This is a genomic window from Acinetobacter seifertii (assembly GCF_000368065.1).
Taxonomy (GTDB): domain Bacteria; phylum Pseudomonadota; class Gammaproteobacteria; order Pseudomonadales; family Moraxellaceae; genus Acinetobacter; species Acinetobacter seifertii.
Genome location: NZ_KB851200.1, coordinates 1,168,025 through 1,190,226, shown reverse-complemented (window position 1 = coordinate 1,190,226; position 22,202 = coordinate 1,168,025). Strand labels below are relative to the sequence as shown.

The 22,202-nt window shown below is 38.6% G+C and carries 17 protein-coding genes; 11 read left to right on the top strand and 6 right to left on the bottom strand.

The annotated features are described in order from the left end of the window. Positions 1–28 precede the first annotated feature (28 nt). The 6 genes from F985_RS13010 to F985_RS12985 are packed head-to-tail and all read left to right on the top strand — an operon-like array spanning position 29 to position 7,925. Positions 29–1,222 carry an LLM class flavin-dependent oxidoreductase gene (locus F985_RS13010; protein ID WP_004701622.1) on the top strand — a complete coding sequence of 398 codons (1,194 nt, stop codon included), beginning with the start codon at positions 29–31 and terminating at the stop codon, positions 1,220–1,222. 10 nt (positions 1,223–1,232) lie between these two features. Next, on the top strand, positions 1,233–2,807 hold the full coding sequence (locus F985_RS13005) for an ABC transporter substrate-binding protein (protein ID WP_004701620.1): 1,575 nt from the start codon (positions 1,233–1,235) through the stop codon (positions 2,805–2,807). 5 nt (positions 2,808–2,812) lie between these two features. Continuing rightward, on the top strand, positions 2,813–3,964 hold the full coding sequence (locus F985_RS13000) for an ABC transporter permease (protein ID WP_004701618.1): 1,152 nt from the start codon (positions 2,813–2,815) through the stop codon (positions 3,962–3,964). Continuing rightward, positions 3,961–4,809: an ABC transporter permease gene (locus F985_RS12995; RefSeq protein WP_004701615.1), complete on the top strand. Its 849-nt coding sequence runs from the start codon at positions 3,961–3,963 to the stop codon at positions 4,807–4,809. Before F985_RS13000 ends, F985_RS12995 begins: the two co-directional genes overlap by 4 nt. A 2-nt stretch (positions 4,810–4,811) precedes the next feature. Next, a complete protein-coding gene (locus F985_RS12990) occupies positions 4,812–6,629 on the top strand; it encodes a dipeptide ABC transporter ATP-binding protein (RefSeq protein WP_004701612.1) in 1,818 nt (605 codons plus the stop codon). A gap of 27 nt (positions 6,630–6,656) precedes the next feature. Next, on the top strand, positions 6,657–7,925 hold the full coding sequence (locus F985_RS12985) for an acyl-CoA dehydrogenase family protein (RefSeq protein WP_004701611.1): 1,269 nt from the start codon (positions 6,657–6,659) through the stop codon (positions 7,923–7,925). A gap of 464 nt (positions 7,926–8,389) precedes the next feature. On the opposite strand, the gene F985_RS12980 is transcribed toward F985_RS12985, so the two are convergent. Then, positions 8,390–9,442: an ABC transporter substrate-binding protein gene (locus F985_RS12980; protein ID WP_004701609.1), complete on the bottom strand. Its 1,053-nt coding sequence runs from the start codon at positions 9,440–9,442 to the stop codon at positions 8,390–8,392. Between the two features lie 283 nt (positions 9,443–9,725). On the opposite strand from F985_RS12980, the gene F985_RS12975 reads away from it, so the two are divergent. The 4 genes from F985_RS12975 to F985_RS12960 all read left to right on the top strand — a co-directional run bounded on the left by F985_RS12975 (position 9,726) and on the right by F985_RS12960 (position 17,325). Then, positions 9,726–11,537, top strand: coding sequence for an ABC transporter ATP-binding protein (locus F985_RS12975; RefSeq protein WP_025469132.1), 1,812 nt, complete (start codon positions 9,726–9,728; stop codon positions 11,535–11,537). Further along, positions 11,534–13,366 carry an ABC transporter ATP-binding protein gene (locus F985_RS12970; RefSeq protein ID WP_004701605.1) on the top strand — a complete coding sequence of 611 codons (1,833 nt, stop codon included), beginning with the start codon at positions 11,534–11,536 and terminating at the stop codon, positions 13,364–13,366. Before F985_RS12975 ends, F985_RS12970 begins: the two co-directional genes overlap by 4 nt. Positions 13,367–13,532: 166 nt before the next feature. Further along, positions 13,533–16,025, top strand: coding sequence for a TonB-dependent receptor plug domain-containing protein (locus tag F985_RS12965; protein WP_004701604.1), 2,493 nt, complete (start codon positions 13,533–13,535; stop codon positions 16,023–16,025). A 37-nt stretch (positions 16,026–16,062) separates the two neighbouring features. Further along, a complete protein-coding gene (locus F985_RS12960; RefSeq protein WP_004701602.1) occupies positions 16,063–17,325 on the top strand; it encodes a lipase family protein in 1,263 nt (420 codons plus the stop codon). A gap of 93 nt (positions 17,326–17,418) precedes the next feature. On the opposite strand, the gene F985_RS12955 is transcribed toward F985_RS12960, so the two are convergent. Continuing rightward, positions 17,419–18,507 carry an LLM class flavin-dependent oxidoreductase gene (locus F985_RS12955; RefSeq protein ID WP_004701599.1) on the bottom strand — a complete coding sequence of 363 codons (1,089 nt, stop codon included), beginning with the start codon at positions 18,505–18,507 and terminating at the stop codon, positions 17,419–17,421. A 316-nt stretch (positions 18,508–18,823) separates the two neighbouring features. Here F985_RS12955 and F985_RS12950 point away from each other — a divergent pair, with 316 nt between their 5' ends. After that, the gene (locus F985_RS12950) at positions 18,824–19,900 is read left to right on the top strand and encodes a sigma-54 interaction domain-containing protein (protein ID WP_000846949.1); all 1,077 of its coding nucleotides are present in this window, start codon (positions 18,824–18,826) and stop codon (positions 19,898–19,900) included. Between the two features lie 29 nt (positions 19,901–19,929). Here F985_RS12950 and tatC read toward each other — a convergent pair whose 3' ends face one another. From tatC to F985_RS12930, 4 genes are all read right to left on the bottom strand, one after another. After that, positions 19,930–20,676, bottom strand: coding sequence for a twin-arginine translocase subunit TatC (gene tatC / locus F985_RS12945; protein ID WP_004701597.1), 747 nt, complete (start codon positions 20,674–20,676; stop codon positions 19,930–19,932). Further along, on the bottom strand, positions 20,673–21,089 hold the full coding sequence (tatB, locus tag F985_RS12940; protein WP_004701594.1) for a Sec-independent protein translocase protein TatB: 417 nt from the start codon (positions 21,087–21,089) through the stop codon (positions 20,673–20,675). Before tatB ends, tatC begins: the two co-directional genes overlap by 4 nt. A gap of 13 nt (positions 21,090–21,102) precedes the next feature. Then, positions 21,103–21,318, bottom strand: coding sequence for a Sec-independent protein translocase subunit TatA (locus tag F985_RS12935; protein WP_004701592.1), 216 nt, complete (start codon positions 21,316–21,318; stop codon positions 21,103–21,105). Positions 21,319–21,414: 96 nt separating this feature from the next. Continuing rightward, the gene (locus tag F985_RS12930) at positions 21,415–22,185 is read right to left on the bottom strand and encodes an ABC transporter ATP-binding protein (RefSeq protein WP_081401283.1); all 771 of its coding nucleotides are present in this window, start codon (positions 22,183–22,185) and stop codon (positions 21,415–21,417) included. Between the last annotated feature and the right edge of the window lie 17 nt (positions 22,186–22,202).

Genomic DNA, 22,202 nt, shown 5'->3' with positions numbered 1-22,202 from the left:
GATTTAAAAAATAAAGATCGAGAATACTATGGCTGTAAAACTTTTATGGTATCTCACTTCTCCAGATGGGCCATATCCTTGGTTGGAATCTGGGCGGTGGGATACTGATTATGAACACTTGCAACAGATTGCGATTAGCGCAGATCGACTTGGTTTTTACGGTTCACTCATGGGTACAAGTGAGTATGAAACACTTGCTGTTGCTGCGAGTTTAATTCCATTTACTGAACGTTTAAAGTTTATGGTTGCCCAACATCCCGGAGAAGTTCAGCCAGCAGTTTTGGCAAAATATGCGCAAACTTTTGATGCATTTTCTAAAGGGCGTTTGTTATTTAATGTCGTTAATGGAAATGATAAGGGTTTAGCAGCTTTAGGCATTCACTATACTCATGATAAGCGTTATGACTTTAGTAAAGAATACTGGAATGCATTTCAACAAAACTACTTAGGTGATACCTCGGGATTTGAGGGCGAGTTTATTCAAATTGCTCCACGCTCAGAGGGCGGATCGCCAATGTCCAAATGGCGTGGTCCAACTCAAAAACAAGGTGTTCCTTTGTGGGGAGCAGGAACTTCTGCCAAAGGCGTTCAGCACTCTGTTGAATTATTAGATGTATATTTGAGTTTTGCGAATACACCGCCGTTACTTGGAGAAAAGTTTAGCAAGGTCGCGGCTGAGGCAGCAAAAATTGGCCGAACTTTAGAATTTGGTACTCGATTACAAATTATTGTTCGGGAAACAGAAGAAGAGGCTTGGCAATATGCTCAGTCGTTACTTGACAAGATTGATGTAAATTATGCAATTGAAGCTGTTAAACGACAGCTTCCTCCAAATGAAAGTTTTGAGAGTTATCAAAGCAACAACCCATCTATTCAAAAGAACTTAGAACAATTACGTCGAGGTGTTTTGCCTCAAGCTAAAGATTTTGAAATTTATCCTAATGTTTGGACTGGCCCATCTTTATTTGGTTTCGATATTTTAAACCCAGCCGCAGGAACTGCCTTAGTGGGTAGTGCTGAAAATATTGCCAAACGGATTAAAGAATACGAAAGCTATGGTGTATCAGCCTTTATCTTGTCTGGGTTTCCGTTAATTGGAGAAGCCTATCGCGTAGCAGATTTATTGTTCCCATTATTAGAGCTAGATCATGGTTTTGAGTTACCTAAGCTAAATAAAAATTCATCCATTGATTCCCTCTTGAATCAAGAAGTCGTGGTTTAAGGGAGAAGGCATGAATAAAATTACACGTAGAGAACTCATTAAACAGACGGGATTAGGTGTTGGCGCTTTTGCTGCAATGAGCCTTATAGGATGTTCTAAGCCCGACTCTTCATCGTCTGAAAGCGCTACTGCCGCTTCACCTCAAAATGATACGCCGAAAAAAGGTGGTGTTATCAAAATTGGAGTGATCAATGGTAACCAAGCAGGCAATTTAGATGCACATAAACCTATTGGTATGTCCAGTGCGTTTAGAGGCTGGCCTTTATATGCAAAGTTATGGGAATGGGGAAGAGATATTCAGCCAAAACTTGCCCTTGCTGAATTTGCTGAACCCAATAATGATGGAACGAAATGGACCATTCGTCTAAAAAAAGGACTCGAATTTCACCACGGTAAAACTATTACAGCCGATGATGTTATTTTCTCTTTACGGCGATTAACCGACCCCAAACTTGCCTCACCATTTGCAGCTTATCTTTATTCTTTGCAAAGAGATGCAATTAAAAAGCGCGATGAATATACCGTTGAAATTCCTTTTTCTCAAGGAAAGGGATTGGTTGTTTTACCAGAAGCATGGATGAGCTGGGGTGGTATTGTTCCTACAGACTACGACCCACTTAAAAATGTAATCGGCGCTGGCCCCTTTAAGCTTGAAAGTTTTACACCCGGCCAGCGTTCACGTTTTGTACGTTTTGAAAATTACTGGAAAGAAAATCAACCTTATGCTGATGCAATAGAAATTATTGATTTTAAGGATCAGACCGGGCGTCTTGCTGCTTTGCAATCTGGCCAAATTGATATTGCTTCTGGGGTAAGTGCGGAGCATATTGCTTTAATTCAATCTAATAAACGGCTAAATCTAGTTTCATCGGAAACCGATGCTTGGCAATCATTTGATATGAATACATCTAAAGCTCCGTTCAATGATCCTCGGGTACGACAAGCTTTTAGATTGATTACCAATAGAGATGATTTAGTTAAACGGGCTTTAGCCGGGCAAGGACGAGTTGCAAATGACCTTTATTCGTTTAGCGATCCTGTATATGACCACAGTATTGCTCAGCGCAAGCAAGATTTAAATAAAGCAAAATCGCTACTCAAAGAAGCTGGTTTTAATAACAGTTTAACAGTCGATTTATATACAGGCCCAGATAGCAATGCCGCATTAGTTTTTGCTCAACATGCTGCTCAGGCTGGTGTCATTGTTAATGTTAAACAGGTTGAAGCTGCTACTTTTGCGGATGCTGTAAAACAAGATTGGGCATTTAATACAGGCTCGAATGTTTCACGTCCTTTCTTATTAACAGTCTTGCAAATTGATGGGCCGGGTGCGGCAAATAATAAAACTCGATTTAAGAATGAGCGCTTTACGGAACTAGTGCATGCAGCATTACAACAACCCGATTTGGAAAAACGAAAAGTTCTTGTTCATGAAGCACAGCATATTCAACATGAGCAAGGTGGTTTACTCATTTGGGGCTTTAATAATGTCCTTGATGCACATTCGAACCAAATTGGTGGTGTAACGCCTGATCGCACTGGTTTTGCTGCGTGGCGTACAGATGAATTCTGGCGTAGAGGGTAACCGATATGACAATTCAATCCAGCAAAATAGAAGAATCCATTCAACAACCAGCAATTGCCAAGTCATTTGAATTTCCTGCATGGTTACCTTGGTTTTTGACACGTTTGGTGTCAGGGGTATTGGTTGTATTTGTTATTAGTCTCATTGTCTTTATTGCGACACAAGCACTTCCATCTGACCCAGCTCGTGTCATTTTAGGACCAGAAGCACCTGAAGCAACGGTACAAATACTTCGTCAACAATTGGGATTAAATGATCCAATATTGCTTCAATACTGGCATTGGTTGAGTCAATTGTTACAAGGTAATTTTGGACGCTCGATTGATTCCAATGTGCCTGTTTTACAAATTATTCAGAATTATTTTGGTAATACAGTTGCACTCACGAGCCTCGTGATTGTTGTTACTGTACCGCTTTCAGTCGTGTTAGGTGTGTGGCTCTCGCTTCATCGCGATAGCAAACTCGATCGTATTATTGTCTCTAGCTCTATTGTGTTTAAAGCGGTGCCAGGGTTTGTTATTGCGATTTGGTTAATGATGTTTTTTTCAACATCGGTTTTACACATATTGCCAGCTGCATCGTTGCTGATTCCTAATGAGTCGCCTTATAGCCAACTAGAATTTTTAATTTTACCAATTTTAACTTTAGCTTTATCACTCATTCCATATCTGATGCGTTTAGTACGTGGTTCTATGATTGATGCGCTAGAGTCAGAATATGTAACCTCTGCGCGACTGCGAGGTATTCCTGAGCGCCGGATTATTTGGAAACATGTTTTACCTAATGCATTGGTTCCTGTGGTGCAGGGTACAGCATTGACCATACGAGTTCTATTGAGTGGTGCGCTCATTATTGAGGTGGTTTTCAGTTACCCCGGTATTGGTAATGCGCTCAATGCAGCAATCGAAATGAGGGATATCCCGACCATTCAAGCAATCGTTTTATTGCTCACCATTTGTGTGGTGGTTGTTAATTTAATTGCAGATTTAATCACGACTTTACTCACACCCAAAATACGAACTGCAAAAAGACATAAAGCACGTTCGCCAGGGCGACGTCAGGCATTACGTTTATGGAAGTCTGGCCGACCAATTACGGTAAAACCTGTCGATCGTCGCAATGCTTTAAAGAATATTCAACAAGGAGGTGGGAAATGAGCTCACTTCATTGGTACCAAAGAAACTTTTTTCAAACATTAATTCGTGAAAGACAAGTACGTTTTGGATTTGTAGTCACAGCTCCGGTTTTGATTTTCGCACTGGTTGGACCGTTATTTGTTGCATTTGAGCCCACTGCATTGGTCGGCATGACTTATGGACCACCTGAAGGAAAATCATTTTTAGGTTATGACTATATTGGTCATGATGTTTGGTCACGTGTACTTGCTGGCGGTGCTTCAATTATCTGGATGACACTGGCTGCTAGTTTGGTCGCATTAGTGATTGGTTCTAGTTTAGGCATATTAGCTGCTTTTGCACGAAATAAGATTGATCAGTTCGTGACTTGGCTGACTGATGTTTTTATGGCCTTTCCCGATCTTATTTTAGTCTTACTTATCGTTTCGATGTTAGGTAGACAGCCTTGGCTCATTGTTCTAACGGTTTCAATTGCTTTTATTCCTGGAGTCGTACGTCTTGCGCGAAGCGTTGCACTTAATTTAGTGGAACAGGAATATATCGAAGCCGCCCGAATTCTTGGTTATTCAAAAATTTATATTTTATTTCGTGAAATTTTACCCAACATGTTGACACCTTTACTCATTCATCTGGGTGTGATGCTGACATGGGCGGTGGGCATGTTATCAGGTTTGGCTTTTCTGGGTTATGGTGTGGCACCTCCAGCAGCAGATTGGGGACTCATGATTAATGAAAATCGCGCTGGTTTATTAGTTCAACCATGGGCCGTGTTTGCTCCTGTCATTTTAATTGCTTTGTTTGCACTTGGAACAAATGTATTGGCAGAGGGAGTTGGACGTGCAGCAGCTCGGATTGAGGAAAAATAAACATGGCAAATACATTTAAAAATACAGTATTGACCGTAACAGACTTAACTGTGGCATTGGTAAACACCGGTAATCATATCGTTTCTAATATTTCATTTAGCTTGAGAGAAGGTGAGGTTCTAGGGCTGGTCGGAGAAAGTGGTTCTGGTAAAACGACATTATCAAGTGCCTTATTGGGCTATGCACGGCATGGTGCCAAAATCATCCAAGGGACTATTGAACTGGATGATGAAGATATTCTCAGTTTAGATGATCATGCTTTACGTCAGGTTCGTGGCCATAAAATTAGTCATGTCGCTCAAGATCCAGGAACGGCACTTAACCCAGCATTAAGTATTGGTCAACATTTATTTGAATTATTAGAAGTCCATCAGGCACAGTCATCAAGTGCTGAAAAATACCAGAAAGTAGCCAAAATTTTAGACGAAGTGGGATTACCTCATGATGAGCTATTTCTAAAGCGTTATCCTCATCAACTTTCAGGTGGGCAACAACAACGAATTTTATTGGCATTGGCCTTTTTGCTACAGCCACGTTTGATTGTTTTAGATGAGCCAACCACCGCCTTAGATGTAACGACACAGACCTTGGTGTTGAACATCATCCGTAAATTATGCCGCGAATATAATGTTGCTGCTATTTATGTATCGCATGATTTAACAGTTGTAAAAGACATTGCAGATCGGGTGATTGTTTTATATTCAGGGCGAATTGCTGAAGATGCGGTATTAACCCAACTATTTGAAACCCCTAAACACCCTTATACGCAAGGTTTACTTAACGCCATTCCCGATGTGGCTATTCGAAAATATTTATCTCCAATTGAAGGACACGCGCCGTCACCAAATGAACGTCCAGCGGGATGTGCTTTTGCAGTACGTTGTACTTTCGCCACAGACATATGCCGTCAAAAACAACCTGAATTAACTCAATTAAAAGATGAGTTTGACCCACATTTTGTTGCTTGTCACCATTCGGATCATGTTGGTGTGATTAATTTTAAAGAGCTTGATCATCAGGTTATTGAAAGAGAAACTGATCGAGAAGCACTGCTAAAAGTTGAACATATTAATGCATGGTATGGGCAGCAACAGGCTCTTTTTGATATCTCATTTCAACTCAAAAAAGGCGAATGTTTAGCATTAGTTGGTGAATCTGGTTCAGGAAAAACAACTTTATCACGTGTTATTGCAGGCCTGAATGAAAATGCAGATGGACAAATTACCTTAGCCCATGAAGTCTTGTCATTGCGTGGGCAACAGCGTCATTTACGGCAGCGACATAAACTGCAATATATCTTTCAAAACCCTTATAAAGCCTTGAATCCAGCACATACGATTGGTCAGACATTAATTAAGGTCGTGCAGCATTTCTTTGGAGCATCTCGACAAGAAGCCTTAGAAAAAGTCACACAGGTACTTAAACAAGTCTCTCTGCCTATACAAGTTCAAGAACTCTATCCTAGAGATCTATCAGGTGGAGAGCGACAACGTGTGGCTATCGCGCGAGCTTTGCTGTGCCAACCTGATGTTTTGATTTGTGATGAGATTACCTCTGCTTTGGATGTTTCAGTTCAGGCATCTATTTTAAAACTGTTACAAGATCTTCAGCAGCAAGGTGTGACCTTACTATTTGTGACCCATAACCTAGGGGTTGTTCGTGCAATCGCAGATCGGGTCGCCGTATTAAAAAATGGACATATTGTTGAATACGGTGAAACAGATCAAGTGCTGAGTCATCCTCAACATATATATACCAAAACTTTGCTTACCCATGCGCCAAGCTTGTTTAAAAACAACGTATTAGAAGTTAGCGCATAAAAAAGAACAGATTTTTCGGAGTTAAAAATGAACGATATTAACCAACGCAGTTTTTTAGAATTAGGTAGCGTAAGACATATTCAAAGTGAGCAAGAAGCACTTGAGATTGCAAAAGAGGTGGCAGATCAACTGAATCAATTTGCTCGAGATCCAAGTTATAACAAGACTGTCCCTTATGATCAGGCGCGTTTAATTTCAGAAGCTGGTTTAACCGCGATTATTGTACCTAAGCAGTTTGGAGGCTTAGGTGCCAGTATTTCAACTTTGGTCAATGTGGTGAAAATTATTTCATCTGCCGATGGTGGTGTAGGGCAGTTATTACAAATTCACTTCACTATGTTCCGAGGAATTTTAACTGGCTATGACGATGAAATTCGTGATCAATTACTTGCCGATGTATTAAGTGGAAAGCGTTTGGGCAATGCACTTGCAGAAGTGGGAGGCAAAGATAAGTTCCATCATAAAACACGCGTAGAACGAAATGCAGAAGGACAATTAATTTTAAATGGTAGTAAGTTTTATTCTACAGGCTCTTTACTCGCAGAATGGATTTCTTTATTTGCTGGTAGTGATGATGGACCAGTTTCAATTTTAATTCATCGAAATACACAGGGAGTAGAGTTGCTCGATGACTGGGATGCAATGGGACAAAATAATAGCGTCAGTGGCACTGTTAATTTTAAAGATGTGATTGTTGATGAACGTTATGTTGCCAAGCGAAATACAGGTGGTTTAGGTACGGTTCTACGTACGGGACTGACTTGGCCTCAAATTCTACACGCTGCAATGGACACAGGAATTGCGAAGGGCGCATTACAAGGCGGGATTGATTATTTACAACATCATGCTCGACCTTGGGTGGAAAGTGGCGTCGATTCACCTACACATGAACCTCATATCATTAAACAAATTGGTGAGTTTGCTGTTTTGGTCCGTTCGGCTGAGGCATTGTTAGATCGTTCAGCACAGATTTTTGAACAGCATTTGGCAAATGTAGAAGATGAAGAATTACAAACTGAACTGATTTTATCGGTTGCTGCTACCCGTAGTGAGTCTGATCATGCATCTTTAAAAATTTCGAGTGAAATTTTTGGATTACTCGGGGCAAGTTCAACCTTATCGAAATGGAATCTAGATCGCTTCTGGCGTAATGCTCGAACTCACACCACGCATGATCCAATTCGCTGGAGGCTCTATCATGTTGGAAATTATTATTTAAATAATATTCCACCAGGAGAATACAACTCCGTACTTCTAAAGAAGCAGGCGGAAAATGTGACTAAATTTAATAAATAATCTAAATATAGGAATTAAATTTAGGTCTGGTATGTAAAGAGGTTAATACTGCCTCATAATTTAAGATTAGTCAGAAGTTTTTTTTGTATAAGTGCTGCCTTACTTTTCAGGGATGAAAAGTAACAAAAATCCTTTGTTTGGCTGATGGCACGTCCATGTTGCCACAGCCCAACGGACGGCATCCATGCCGCCTTTGCACCAGTAAATGTTTTCGTGAGTTTAGATTTTGAATTGACACAAGCAAAGGCAATTAATGGTTTAACTAATCTGAGTTCGATCAGAAATATGGTACCCGGAAACGTCTCCAAATTGGATAAAAACTCGATAAGACTCCGTTAAAATAATTGTTATTAAAGAGGTTAACATTACTGATGCTAACTACTACGATAGTTTATGGTTACTTGAATTTGGATGCTAAAAACAAAAAAGGTTGTCATCAAGACAACCTTTTTGCTTTTGTACTATTAAGCTACTTGAGCTTGAATAGAAATATCCTGCGCCAGCCATTCACGAACATTAATCTGTGCAGGAATAAAGTTCCAGCGATAGAGAAAGTCACTCAAGTCTTGTAAAGCAACAATAGAAGTCTCATCAAAGTTAGTGTTCAGTTTTAGATGTGCATCTGCACCGTATGCTGCATGAACCCATTGCTCACTACTATTACATTCTTTTGCCAAATAACGATGGGTTTCATCGGCATGTGCATGTGCCCATTGTTCTGCTTGTAAAACAGCATCGACAATTGATTGGGCTTGCTTTGGATATTGTGTTAGAAAATCTTCATCGACAGTCAGCGTTCTTGGTGTTCCATTATTGGAGCGTAGAATAGGGTCAGGATGTGAGCCAATATCAATAATGGTATGCAGGGCAAAATCATGAGCAATTTGCGCAGCATGTGCACCTTTTAGGAAAATAGCATCAACATCACCTTTAATTAATGCCACGATCTCTGCACTTGCATTAATTTTGTTGCGGTTACCATAAAAGCTAGAATCATTTTCTTCAGGCTGTTGTTGTTGGGCAGCTAAAATGTCTGCTCGTAAACAATCGACCAACTCAAGATCATTCACCTTCAAATTTACGGTTTTTAATGAATTTTCTAAACCACGAATCGCCTGTGCACGCGAGAAATCAATAATTGCATCTTGATTCAGTGGAATACCAAAACGTTTGCCTTTTAAGTCTGCAACAGTTTTGATGTTTGAATCGTAGCGCGTTAACAATAGTTGAACTTCATCCGCCCAAGATAATCCAATTACTTTAGTTTTTTGACCAGATGAATATGCCCAGATTGCAGGGATACTGCCGCCATGTCGAACTGAGTTGGCAAGGGTATGATTAAAATGAGAGTTACGAATATCTTTGGAGTTTGATTCTCGAATTGATTTTATTTCAATCTGTTGCTCATTAAACTTTTCTTTGAGCCAACCTTTTTGAATTGAAATGCCTAGACCAGTTGGTACAGGGCAGCGTGTATACCAAAGTGTGTTTAATGGTTGAGTTTGATGTGTTGTCATCGTGACATCCTTTTGTGGTTTTCATGCTTTAAAGCAAAATTGATGCCATTAATTAATATATTGATATTTATAAAGTATTTTTAATATCTTTTTTTATGATGTTGATATATCAAATTTTGTTGCGATTACAACAAAAGAATTGCGCTGGTGTTTTAAAAACAACACCCCCATAAATAGCACTGTATAAAAACAATATAAAACAATAATTTAAAATATTTTTTAAGATCATTAATTTGGCATGAATCTCGCAATAAAACGAAATCTTAAATTTTTACTATCTTTTATGTTTAAAAATTATCCATTATTACGAAGTTTGGCTTTATATCGTTTTATGCCATTTCGTTTCTTATTGACGGCGACCTTATTTGTTATTGCGAATATAGGGTTAGCACTTCAACAATATTCAATCGGACATGCGATTGATACCTTAAAACATAGTGAACGAGAAACCTTATTTCAGCATGCTATCACTGATCCTTTAAATCCTTGGTTTTGGTTCATTTTACTTGCGAGTATTGCTAGCGTTAGAGCCGTTATTCAGTATCTGGCAGGGTTAAGTGCTTTAACCATTGGCCAGCAACTACTGAGTATTTTAAGAGAAAGAATCTTTAGCCAAGTACAGCATTTAGATGTTTCATGGCACTGGAAACATGGCTTAGGAGAAGTATTATCTCGTACAACACGTGATTCAGATAAATTAAAAGAAGCGCTCATCAATTTTTGGCGACAAGTGTTTGAGTCAAGCTTGGTTGTTACCGTAACCGTTGGGCTCTTATGTTGGTATCATCCTTGGCTTGGCCTGGTTCCTTTATTATTTATTTTTTTAGGACTTTGGGTTCTATTTAAACTGACCAATCAATTGGTGGTTCTGGACCATCAAGTTGCATCTGCATATGAAAAAGTCAGCGATACCTTGGCAGAGAGTGTGAATGGAATTCGGGTAGTCAAAGCATTTCAACTCGAAGAGAAACTCTTACAACGTTTTAACCATGCTGTAGATCTATTTATTCATCATTCTATTCAGACCATCAAGACAAGTGCGAAACGACTTCCTATTCCACAAGTGATTATTGCAGGTTCTTACTTATGGGTCATTGCTTTTGGTGCTTATTTAATTGGTCAAAATCAGTTGCAAGTAGGGCAATTTGTTGCTGCAATTCTCATGGCAAATTTATTGGTGTTTCGTATTGAAAGCATTGGTCAGGTCTTACATATTTTTGCTGATGCGCGTTCGTCTGCAACAAGAATCTGGCAAATGTTAGATGAGAAGTCCGCAATTGAAGATCAACAATATCCTCTAACATTACAATGGCGTGATGAGTTAAGCATTAAATTAGAAAATGTCAGTTTTCAGGATAGAACAACAAAAAATTTTATTTTAAAGCAATGCAGTGTTGGATTTCGAGCAGGTGAAATCGTTACTGTTGTCGGTAAGACAGGCTCAGGTAAAACGACTTTGATGAATTTACTGAATCGGTTTATTGACCCAACAGAAGGGCAAGTTTTGATTGGTTCTGAGCAAATGGGATGGACGAATATTAAAGATTTGAGCCTATTTGAATTACGACATTTGGTTCAGATCATTCCTCAAGAAAATTTCTTTTTTAGTGGCACACTGGCAGATAACTTAAGAGTTGCTAAGCAAGATGCAACGGAGCAAGAGATGAAAGAGGCTTTACATTTAGCTTCTGCATCTGAACTATTACAAAGACTTGATCATGGCTTAGACACGTTGATTGGAGACAAAGGCGTTACCTTGTCTGGAGGACAAAAACAACGACTTGCTTTGGCCCGTTCTATTTTAAAAAATTCGCCAATTTTAGCATTAGATGATTCTACCAGTGCCTTAGATGCCACTACAGAAAAACAAGTTTTACAGCGTCTATCAGTACTTTCTGATGATGGAAATAATTTTAAGAAAACAATCATTATTAACTCTAATAAACAAACCACGATTGCTTTATCTGATCGCGTTATTGTGCTTGATCAGGGGCATATTATTGCCCAAGGCACACATGCTGAATTGGTTCAAAATTGTTTATTTTATCGAGAGTTGATGGGTTTTCAGTTAGAGCAGCAGGAGATTGATGCATGAATACCAGTGTTAAAAATTTCCGCCCATTTGCAAAATCAGCTGATCTACAAATCGAAGAAAATTTGGCAAATGCCTCAATTCATAGAGGAATGCTAAAAAAACTTATTCCTTTAATTTATCCCATCCGTTACTTGCTGCTTGCTTTAATTGCAGGAGAAATTTTACAAGTGATGAGCGTTTTTGTTCGGCCTTGGGTGGTGAAATATATTTTAGATTCGGGCTTTCAACAAATTGCTGGAAAAATGGTATTGAATCAGCCTGTTTTATTCATTGCGATTAGCATTTTAACCTTAAGTTGGATTTGTCGTTTTGCTTTAGCGGGCGTATCAAAATATCTTTCAGGCCGAGCAGCTTTGAAAGTGATTAATGGTTTAAGACGTTCGTTATTTCAGCATATCCAAAGTTTAAATATTGGTTATTTTGATCGTACCAAGGCTGGCAGGATTATTTCACGGGCCGATCGTGATGTCGAAACGCTAGAGCCTGTTTTAATACAAGGGCCACCAGAGTTACTTTCGGCAATTTTGCGTTGTGGATTAGCTTCAGTACTGCTTTGGCATATCTATCCACCATTTTTTTGGTGCTTATTTGCGACACTACCCATTTTATTTGGAATGACTGCTATTTTTAAAAAGTCATCACAAAAACATTGGGGACGAGTTGCGGAGGAACGCAGTCGATTTACTGCTCATTTGGTTGAAACAGTAAATGGAGCAAAAATCATTCAGCAGTTAAATTACACTGAAACCAATCAATCTCGTTATCAAGAATTATTAAAAGACTTTAATAACTCTATTATTTATGGCAGCAAGCGGACCAGTTGGTTTGCTCCTTTTACAGGTTTACTTTCGACTCTAGCCACTGCCGGATTCATTGTGATTGGCAGTTATGCTTATAGTGATGGCATGATTAGTATAGGGCAGTTTGCAGAAAGTATTTTCTATGTGTTTTTATTCTTAGCGCCGTTACAGGAACTGACCGATTTATTTGAACGTTATGCCAATGGAGCAGCGTGTGCGCAGCGAATATTTCTACTTTTAGACACTCAATCTACGATTCAAGAACAACCGAATGCTGTGAAGCTTGAACAGTTAAATGGTCATATTCGTTTTCAGTCGGTAGATTTTGCCTATACCCACAAACCTGTTTTACAAAACTTTAATTTGGACATTGAAGCTGGAAAAATAATTGCGATTGTAGGGCCAACTGGACATGGCAAAAGTACCATGGTTCAGTTACTAACGCGATTTTATGAACCCCAGCAAGGTGGAATTTTTCTAGATCGTTATCCAATACAAAATATTCATCTTGCAAGTTTAAGACAGCATGTGAGTATCGTTTTACAAGATAACGTTCTATTTAGTGGATCTATTTTAGATAACTTACGTCTAGTTCAACCTGATGCTACAGACCAGAAACTTATCCAAGTTATTGAAGACTTAAGGGCAGACGAGATATTGCAACAACTGCAGCAAGGCTATTTAACCGAAGTTGGGGCGCTTGGTAAAAATCTTAGTCATGGACAAAGGCAACTTGTTTGCTTAGTTCGTGCTTATTTAGCAAACCCCAAAATATTAATTCTAGATGAAGCCACCTCTGCAATCGATATTTATACCGAGCAAAAAATACAATATGCGCTTAGACGCTTATGCCAAAATAGAACCTGTATTGTCATTGCACATCGGCTAAGTACCATTCGTGAGGCCGACAAAATTGTCGTGATTGAAAATGGCCATGTCGTAGAAGAAGGTTCGCATGAGCAGTTAATACAGCAACAGTCGTCTTACTTTCAGTTATATCAGTCATATTTACAAAACCAACTTGTTTAAGAGATTTGCAAATTTAACAACTGTAGTTTTATAAACATTTTTTTGAATCATTGTTTAAATTTAAACAATGATTCTTTTATTTAATCTTCTTAATATATTGATAATAAACAATAAAATATTTGGCATCGGCTTTGCTATATCGGTCTAGATCGTTAAGGAAGCCAATATGCGTACATATTTTTCTCAATTCATTCTTCACTCCTCAATTTTTGCACTGAGTACACTCACTGCCTCAATTACTTTGGCAAATGATCAAAAGAATTTGCCAGAGAAAGAGGATGCCATCACATTACAATCTGTAGTTGTTACAGGCTCTAGACGAGCAATTAGTAATTCTCTTGATGCACCTGCACCCGTGGATATTTTAACTGCCAAAGAGTTACAAGAGACTGGTGCAACTGATCTTGCAGCAGCGTTAACACGATTGTCTCCTTCGGTGACTTTACCGAGTTCTCCTGCAGGTGGGTTTGGGGCATCGGTTCCGCCAAGTATTGCACTTAGAGGATTATCTGCTGATCAAACTCTAATTTTAATTAATGGAAAACGTCGTCATACATCCGCTTATTTCACCCGCCAAGCCTATGCAGGTGGAAGAGGCGCAGCGGTAACTGACCTAAGTTTAATTCCAGTGAGCGCGATCGAGCGTATAGAAATCTTGCGAGATGGAGCTGCGGCACAATATGGCTCAGATGCAATTGCCGGTGTCGTTAATATTATTTTGAAATCACGAGATCATGGAGGGGGCGTAAGCTATCAAACGGGTGGCTATACTCAAGGAGATGGTGAACAACATAAAGTTAATCTTTGGAAAGGTTTTGCGCTCCCTAATGATGGTGCGTTGACGGTTGCATTAGATTTAGGCAAACGTGAAGCCGCAAGTAACACGGCACCTGATACGCGAACTTTTTATGATGGTTCAACCAAGGCTCAATATACAGAACAAAATACACCCTATAGAACTTGGAAATTTGGCTCCCCCGAACAAAAAGATCAAATCAATGTGACTGCCAATCTAGATTTGCCTTTGACTGATGACCTTGCACTTTATGGTTTTAGTAGCTATGGACATCGTAAAACAATAGGGGAAAACTTTTATGAGCCACCAACAACCAAAACTGTACTGAATCAATCCAGCTATTTTAAAGAACGCTATCCAGATGGACGCTCGCCATTGAGCTTAGTCACTGTAGATGATTTTGCAACGACCGTTGGAGTTAAAAAAGGAGAGCAGAAGTCAGGTAAATATGATCTTTATGCGACCTATGGACAAAATAAAGTCAGCACAAAACAAGGCAATGGCATTAATCCAAGTTACGGGCCAAATTCTCCTTCAAACTATGACTTGGGTGAAAATATTTTTTCACAATTAAATACAGGGCTAGATTATAGCCGTGATATTGCAATTGACTGGTTAGCAAGCCCACTCACGTTATCTACAGGGGTTTTATATCGTTGGGAGCAATATAAGCAAAATGCAGGTGATCCAATTGCCTATACCCGCGGCCCGTATTTTAATCCAAGCACAACTTTGGGTGTTGGTGTTCCAGGAATATATGCCGGAATTACAGACCAAGATGAACGAAAAATCAGCCGCGATGTTTATGGTATCTATCTAGATTTAGAAGCAGATATTATTAAAGACTTGAATGTGGGTGCCGCTGTTCGAAGTGAAAAATATTCAGACTTTGGCTCGACCACAAACGGAAAAATATTTGCTAAATATGATGTATCACCTAAATTTACGGTACGTGGTTCAGTAAATACAGGCTATAGAGCGCCGTCATTGGCACAGCAGGGCTATTCGGCTTATAGCGTACAAACAGTGCAAACCCCTTCAGGTTGGCAAGATGTTCAACAAAGAACTTTAGTTGCAGGAAGTGAGGCGGCTTTACTCATTGGCGGAACTTCTCTTAAACCAGAGAAATCGACGAATTATTCTTTAGGTTTTGTTTGGAAGCCACTTGTTAATACATCGGCAACTTTAGACCTTTATCAAATCGATATTAAAAATCGTATTTTGCTTTCAGACAATATTACCGGAAGTGTAATTACCAATGCTTTTGCCAATACACCGTATTCAAATATTGCCAATGTGGCGTTCTTTAATAATTTATTAGATACACGTACTCAAGGCTTAGAGCTCGCACTTAAACATGATTTAAACCTTGAACAATATGGCAAGTTAAATCTGAACCTAGGCCTGGCATATAACAAAAATGAAATTACCGAAACTCGAGATTCTATTACCGCAAAAGGTGAGCGGATTCCTGTTTCAAGTATTGCAGGACGAAATACACAAAGCCTGATTGAGTCTGCTGCACCGAAAACAAAGCTAACGCTTGGCGCACTTTGGTCAAATCAAGCATGGAGCGTGAATACGGCTGTCCGTCGCTACGATAAATGGACCACTTTAAATAATACCAATACTGCACTAGACCAAACCTTTGACCCTCAGTGGATTGCAGATTTGGATATTGGCTACAAAGCGGATGCATTAGTGAAAGGCCTGAAATTCAATTTAGGGGCGATCAACTTATTTAATAGCCATCCTGATCAAGCCAAAGATTCTTCGGTCGGCAATATTGTCAAATATAGTTTTAATGCGCCTGAAGGAGCATTTGGAATGTATTTATATGGCCGCGTAAGTTACGAATTTTAAATCAAAAATCATGAGACAGTTTTTAAGGTAAATAACAATGCAACATACTTTTTTATCAACTCTATGCAAGTTTTCTTTAATCACAACAATGTTAACTTCAAGTTGTTTGGCGACTGCTCAACAAGCTCCAGCGCCTGAAGATAAATATGGAGATGGCCGAGTTTCCGAGTTTTATACATGGAAATCAGCTATTCCTGAACAGGCAGGAAAATTATTAAAAACAGAAGCGATTCATAATCCTTATATTCGTTTGGCAAATGACAGTCAGGCTATTCGGATTCTCTACAGTTCTACCAGTGGTAAAGATAGCAAAACACCTATTGTGGTTTCAGGAAGTATTCACTTACCAAAAGGAACGCCGCCGAAAGAAGGTTGGCCAGTGGTGTTATGGGCACATGGTACGGTCGGTTTGGCTGATGCTTGTGCGCCGTCTTGGAGTGGACGATCATACCGAGATGTACAATATTTAAATCGTTGGCTTAAAGAAGGATTTGCGGTCGTTGCCACAGATTATGAAGGGTTAGGTGTTGCAGGACCGCACTTGTTAATTAATAACCCAATGCTGGCTTATAGTATTTTAGATAGCGGTAGAGCCGCTTTAAAAACCAAGTTGCCACTTGCTAATAAGTTTGTGATTGTTGGCCAATCACAAGGAGGCGCTGGGGCTGTTGCGGCTTCTTCCTACTCGGCAACGTACGCACCTGACTTAAATATTAAAGGTTCAATTGGTACAGGTGTGATTTATCAAGATCCTGAAGCGACGCCTGAAAAAAATCAGTTAAAGTTAAATCCTTACGAAGTCAGCCCATCACTGGCTTATGGCATCTATAGTTTTTTAGTGACACAAAGCTTATATCCAGAAATTAAAACAGACGATATTTTCACGCCTGAAGCTGCTCCTTTAGTTGAACAAGCAAGAAATGCCTGCTTAACAAGTTTTATGGGAGATATTCAAACCGCAGGGCTTTCGCCAGCACAAGCATATAAACCTAATCCGCCGGCAAGCTATAAAAAGCTGCAAGAGAAACAGTCAAATGATTATGGTTATTACCCTACATTAAAAATTAGTCATCCATTATTTATTGGAACGGGAGCAAATGACCGAACACCAGATGCTCGTTCTCAAATGAAGCTGGTGGCAGATGCTTGTAAAGCAGGTACAGTGGTCGAAGGTCATTTGTATCATGGCTTAGGACATAGCGAAACTGTGAATGCCTCATTAAAAGATTCAATTCCGTTTGCTAAAAAAGTGATTGCAGGAGAGAAAATTCAGGCTATTTGTAAACCTGACTTGCAATAAAAGATGGACTAAAGATTTTCTCACTGAAGAAAATCTTTATTAAAAAAAACCGCTCTTCAAAGATATTGAATGAGCGGCTTTTGCTTTAAATGTTTAAGCGATTTGTTTTAATCTTTTGGCTGCTTCTTCACGTACAGCGGGGATGATATAACGACCATAATCGACCGTATCATAGATCGGATCGTAGCCCCGATTTAAGAAAGTCGTCACCCCTAAATCTACATAATCAAGTAATGAGGCAATAATGGTGTCTGGCGTACCAACAAGGGCAGTCGTATCGCCATAAGCCCCTACTGCAGTTGCGGTTGGCATCCATAATGCGCGGTCATGTCGATCACCTTGCTGGGCTGCTGCCAATAAGCGCTGTGAACCAATGCCTTTGATTTTATGTCCAGATAATGTGCCATTATTTTGAAAAGTTGGATTATTTTGAATATCTGCAAGAATCTGTTCTGCTCGTTGCCAAGCAAGTTCTTCGGTTGCACCAATAATAAGACGTACAGATAAACTAACAGGAGGCTGCGGTTTATTGGCTTTTTCTGCTGCGAGCTTCAACTTAGTAATTTGCTCTTTTACCCCAGCCAGTGGTTCACCCCATAGTGAATAGAGATCTGCATGGCGAACTGCAATATCATAAGCAATGTCTGATGAGCCACCAAATGATATCGGGATTGTACCGTTGACTGGCTTTAACGGGCAAAAAGCATTATCTAACTTAAAGTATTTACCTTCATAGCTAATTGGTTGATCGCTTTTCCAAAGTTTCTGGATGATATCTAGATATTCACCCGTCCGCTCATAGCGCTGAACTTTATCAATAATATAATCACCTTCTTGAGGCTCAGCTGTAATTCCCGTAATCGCATGTAAACGGATTCTTCCACCACCAGTAGTATGATCAAGTGTTGCAAAAGAACGCGCAGCAAGATTTGGAGTGAGCAGTGCAGGACGATGGGCAATCATAAATCCAAGACGTTCTGTATGTTGGGCAAGATATGCCGCGATTTGTGCACTGTCTGGGCTGCTTGGCCCGCTAGCAATTAAGACTTTATCAAAACCAGCATATTCATGTGCCCGTGCATGGTAACGTAGATATTCGAGGTCAATTTTATGGCCAATTCGTGTTCCTTTGGTTTCAGACCATTGGTTAGGGAAAACCATACCTACAAATTCGATGCTCATTATTAAACCTATTTTGTGAATTTTAAATGAATGAGCAAAATAAATGCCAAGCTTTATACCTATATAAATCAAATATAGGAATGGATTATAATTTTTTAGAGTGTTTAGATTTAATCAAAAAGACAACATTGTGTTTGATAAGCAACACATCATAAAAAAAGAATTGTGTTTATTTTTAATTTATAAGAGAAAATATTTTCAGAATAAAATAGGTGAATTTTGGATTAAATATATTTATTTGTTATTTATTAAAAAACGCACTGAAATGTAATATAGCCTTTTAGAATGCTTATATCATAAGTTTTATGGGGTAATTATGAAGACCTTTTTAGATAATGATTATAAAGTAATTACTTTGCCTGATAATGGTGTTCCTGTAAAACCAATAAGAGCAAAAGCAATTATCTTTTCAGATCAGAACTCCCGTAAATTATTAAATCAAGTTGAAACGATTGCTCCAAGCTCTGCTAGTGTCATCATTCAAGGAGAGTCCGGGACAGGTAAAGAGTTAATTGCACGCGAAATTCATTTGAAAAGTGATCGTAAAAATAAGCCTTTTCTTGCGGTCAATTGTGGTGCTTTGGTCGAGACTCTTGCCGAGTCTGAATTGTTTGGCTATGAAGCTGGCGCTTTTACGGGTGCAAACAAAACTCGAGCTGGTATTTTTGAAACAGCCGATGGGGGTACTTTATTTTTAGATGAAGTAGGTGAGTTGCCTCTATCCTTACAAGTTAAGCTGTTAAGAGTATTGCAAGAAAAAGAAGTCGTACGCGTGGGTGGTCGAAAACCAATTCCAATTAATGTCCGTATTTTGTCGGGGACGCACGTCGATCTACGTAAAGCTGTAGCAGAAAACAAGTTTCGTCTTGATTTATATTATCGCTTGAACGTGGTTGTGCTTAATATTTTGCCACTACGTGAACGTAAAGGGGACATTTTACCTCTGGTTGATTTCTTCTTAAGTTCATACTCTCAAAAGCTCATTACCACTAAGCCAAATATCAGTGATAGAGCAAGAAATGCGCTACTGAACTATAGCTGGCCAGGCAACATTCGTGAGCTAGAAAACAATATTCACTATGCTTTGCTGGTGAGTGGCGGTAAAACAATTGATCTTGAGCATTTAAGATTTTCTGAGGAAACGGGTTCTGCCGTGTTACCAGACAATGATCTTATTCAAGAGTTTGAAAGTATTTTGAAGCGTCTTTTTCAAGAATATGATGGGGAAGCATGGCATATCATTGAAGATAAAATAGTAAATACTGCATTTTCAAGTTGTTGGAATAATCAGGTCAAGACAGCAAAAATGTTAGGCCTATCGCGTAATGTTTTACGCAATCTTTTATCAAGATATAACTTACTGCCTAATAAGAATGAAAATGAAATTGCTTAAGGGTTTTACCTAGAAAAAACATCCATTTTTTAATGGATGTTTTTTTGCGTTGTGAATTTTGTGACCCATAAACCCAATTCAAATAACAACCACATTGGGACTGCAAGAGCAAGCATGCTAAAAACATCAGGAGGGGTAATAAACATTGCAATAAAAAAGAAGAATACAATGATGTGCTTACGATGTGCTTCTAGCTGTTGAATAGAAATAAGACCAATAAAAATAAGAATATAGGTTAAAACTGGAATTTGAAATACCAGACCAAAAGCAAGAAAAAGCTTTAAACAAAAATCTAGATAGCTATTGATATCCGTCATGGGTAAGACATTATCAGGCGATGCCAAGACGAAAAACTTTAAAGCGAGAGGCAAAATTAAAGTATAGGCAAACACAATTCCTAAATAAAATAGAAGGTTACTCGAAAGTACAAGTGCTATACCGAATCTTTTTTCTTTTTGATAAAGAGCTGGAGCTACAAATTGCCAAAATTGATAAAGAATAAAGGGAATACTTAATAAAATCGCAAAATAAATATTGAGTTTAAATGGTGCTAAAAATGTACTCATCACATCTGTTGCAATCATGGTGGAATTGCTAGGAAGTAATGAAATTAAAGGATGAGCAAGAAAATGGTAGTTCTTCTGAGCAAGCGGAAGTAATAATAAAAAAATCGCTAAAACAATACCAATGCTATAGATCAGCCGTTTTCTTAATTCTTTTAAATGTTCGCTATATTTCATTTCAGTGAGACTTTCTCTGACAATATGTTCCGTCATGCGGCTTGATCCTCACTGAATTTATGGGCTGTTTTAAAATGAGCTAAAAATGGTGTCTTTAGCTCATCTTGTGAGCGGGTATAGATATAGTCATTGATGCGGCGTGCTTTGGTTTTTTGTTCTGTAAAAACAGATGTTTGTACATTTTCAATTTCTTGTTGCATGAGAGCAAGTTGTTGTTTGAGCTGCTCTTCATTTTGTTTTATTTTTTGCAGCTCTTCTTGCATGACTCTCTTAAGTTCGATCAGGTCAAGTTCGTTTTCAATATCATTTTGAATTTTACTAATTTGGTTTTTAACTGCTCTGTATTTGAGGAGGACTGATCTTAACGTGTGAGGAAGCTTTTCAGGTCCTAAAATAATAAGCGCAATAATTGCAAAAGCTAATAACTCTCCAAAGCTGATATTAAACATAATAATAAATCACTCATATTTTATTTTGTTTTTCATTATGTGATTCAACTGGACTAATATCTTTGTATTGCTGGTTTTGCAATAACTTCTGATCATCAGAATTAACTGAATCTTTAAAATCTTTAATTGCACCACCTAAGTCTTTACCTAGATTTTTTAACTTTGAAGTTCCAAATAATAAAACAACAATCACTGCAAATAGTAAAATATGCCAAATAGATAAACCCATTTTCTCTATCCTATATTAATTAAATGTAAAGAATATTAATATCACGATATTATCTGTTTTCTAAATCATATTAATATCGATCAATATTCAAATTAATTATGCTTTGTGATCTAGCATATTAAGTGCCTGATTGCGAAAACCAAATAAAAGTTCACTTTCTTTATGTCGAGGATGTGTCAGTGGAACTTGAATAATTTCTTTAATTTTTCCTGGTCGGGCTGACATCACAATGACACGGTCTCCAAGATAGACAGCTTCTTCAATATCGTGGGTGACTAAAATCATGGTGATTTTTTCGTGTTGCCAGATACGCTGAAGCTCAGCTTGTAAGTGACTCCGTGTGATGGCATCTAAAGCGCCAAACGGCTCATCCAAAAGTAAAATATCGGGTTTATTAACGAGTCCACGGGCAATTGCAACACGTTGTGCCATGCCACCAGACAGCTCATGTGGATAAGCCTTTTCAAAACCTTTCAGCCCAACAATTTCTATATGCTCATTTACCCGTAAATTTCGCTCTTCACGGGTGAGTGGAGTCTCTTCAAGTGCTAAATGGATATTTTCAAAAACAGTAAGCCATGGAAGTAATCGGTGTTCTTGAAAGATAAGACCACGTTTTAAATCGGTACCTTTTATTTGGGTTTGATTCAATAAAATTTCACCGTCATAGTCTTGATCTAATCCAGCAATAAGACGTAATAATGTTGATTTTCCACAGCCACTGCTGCCAACAATCGAGATAAATTCGCCTTGCTCAATGTTGAGGTTAATACCATCTAAAACGGTCAAAGTATTTTGATCACGTTGAAAAGATTTACTGAGTTTTTTAATAGAAAGTAGTGAGAAAGACATATAAATTCCTAACAATATTTTTTAAAAAGACA

Coding starts and splice junctions, on each gene's coding strand:
- F985_RS13005 (WP_004701620.1), top strand. CDS start 1,233: ATGAATAAAATTACACGTAGAGAACTCATTAAACAGACGGGATTAGGT.
- F985_RS12950 (WP_000846949.1), top strand. CDS start 18,824: ATGAAGACCTTTTTAGATAATGATTATAAAGTAATTACTTTGCCTGAT.
- F985_RS12960 (WP_004701602.1), top strand. CDS start 16,063: ATGCAACATACTTTTTTATCAACTCTATGCAAGTTTTCTTTAATCACA.
- F985_RS12935 (WP_004701592.1), bottom strand. CDS start 21,318: ATGGGTTTATCTATTTGGCATATTTTACTATTTGCAGTGATTGTTGTT.
- F985_RS12955 (WP_004701599.1), bottom strand. CDS start 18,507: ATGAGCATCGAATTTGTAGGTATGGTTTTCCCTAACCAATGGTCTGAA.
- tatB (WP_004701594.1), bottom strand. CDS start 21,089: ATGTTTAATATCAGCTTTGGAGAGTTATTAGCTTTTGCAATTATTGCG.
- F985_RS12965 (WP_004701604.1), top strand. CDS start 13,533: ATGCGTACATATTTTTCTCAATTCATTCTTCACTCCTCAATTTTTGCA.
- F985_RS13000 (WP_004701618.1), top strand. CDS start 2,813: ATGACAATTCAATCCAGCAAAATAGAAGAATCCATTCAACAACCAGCA.
- tatC (WP_004701597.1), bottom strand. CDS start 20,676: ATGACGGAACATATTGTCAGAGAAAGTCTCACTGAAATGAAATATAGC.
- F985_RS12985 (WP_004701611.1), top strand. CDS start 6,657: ATGAACGATATTAACCAACGCAGTTTTTTAGAATTAGGTAGCGTAAGA.
- F985_RS13010 (WP_004701622.1), top strand. CDS start 29: ATGGCTGTAAAACTTTTATGGTATCTCACTTCTCCAGATGGGCCATAT.
- F985_RS12970 (WP_004701605.1), top strand. CDS start 11,534: ATGAATACCAGTGTTAAAAATTTCCGCCCATTTGCAAAATCAGCTGAT.
- F985_RS12975 (WP_025469132.1), top strand. CDS start 9,726: ATGTTTAAAAATTATCCATTATTACGAAGTTTGGCTTTATATCGTTTT.
- F985_RS12995 (WP_004701615.1), top strand. CDS start 3,961: ATGAGCTCACTTCATTGGTACCAAAGAAACTTTTTTCAAACATTAATT.
- F985_RS12990 (WP_004701612.1), top strand. CDS start 4,812: ATGGCAAATACATTTAAAAATACAGTATTGACCGTAACAGACTTAACT.
- F985_RS12980 (WP_004701609.1), bottom strand. CDS start 9,442: ATGACAACACATCAAACTCAACCATTAAACACACTTTGGTATACACGC.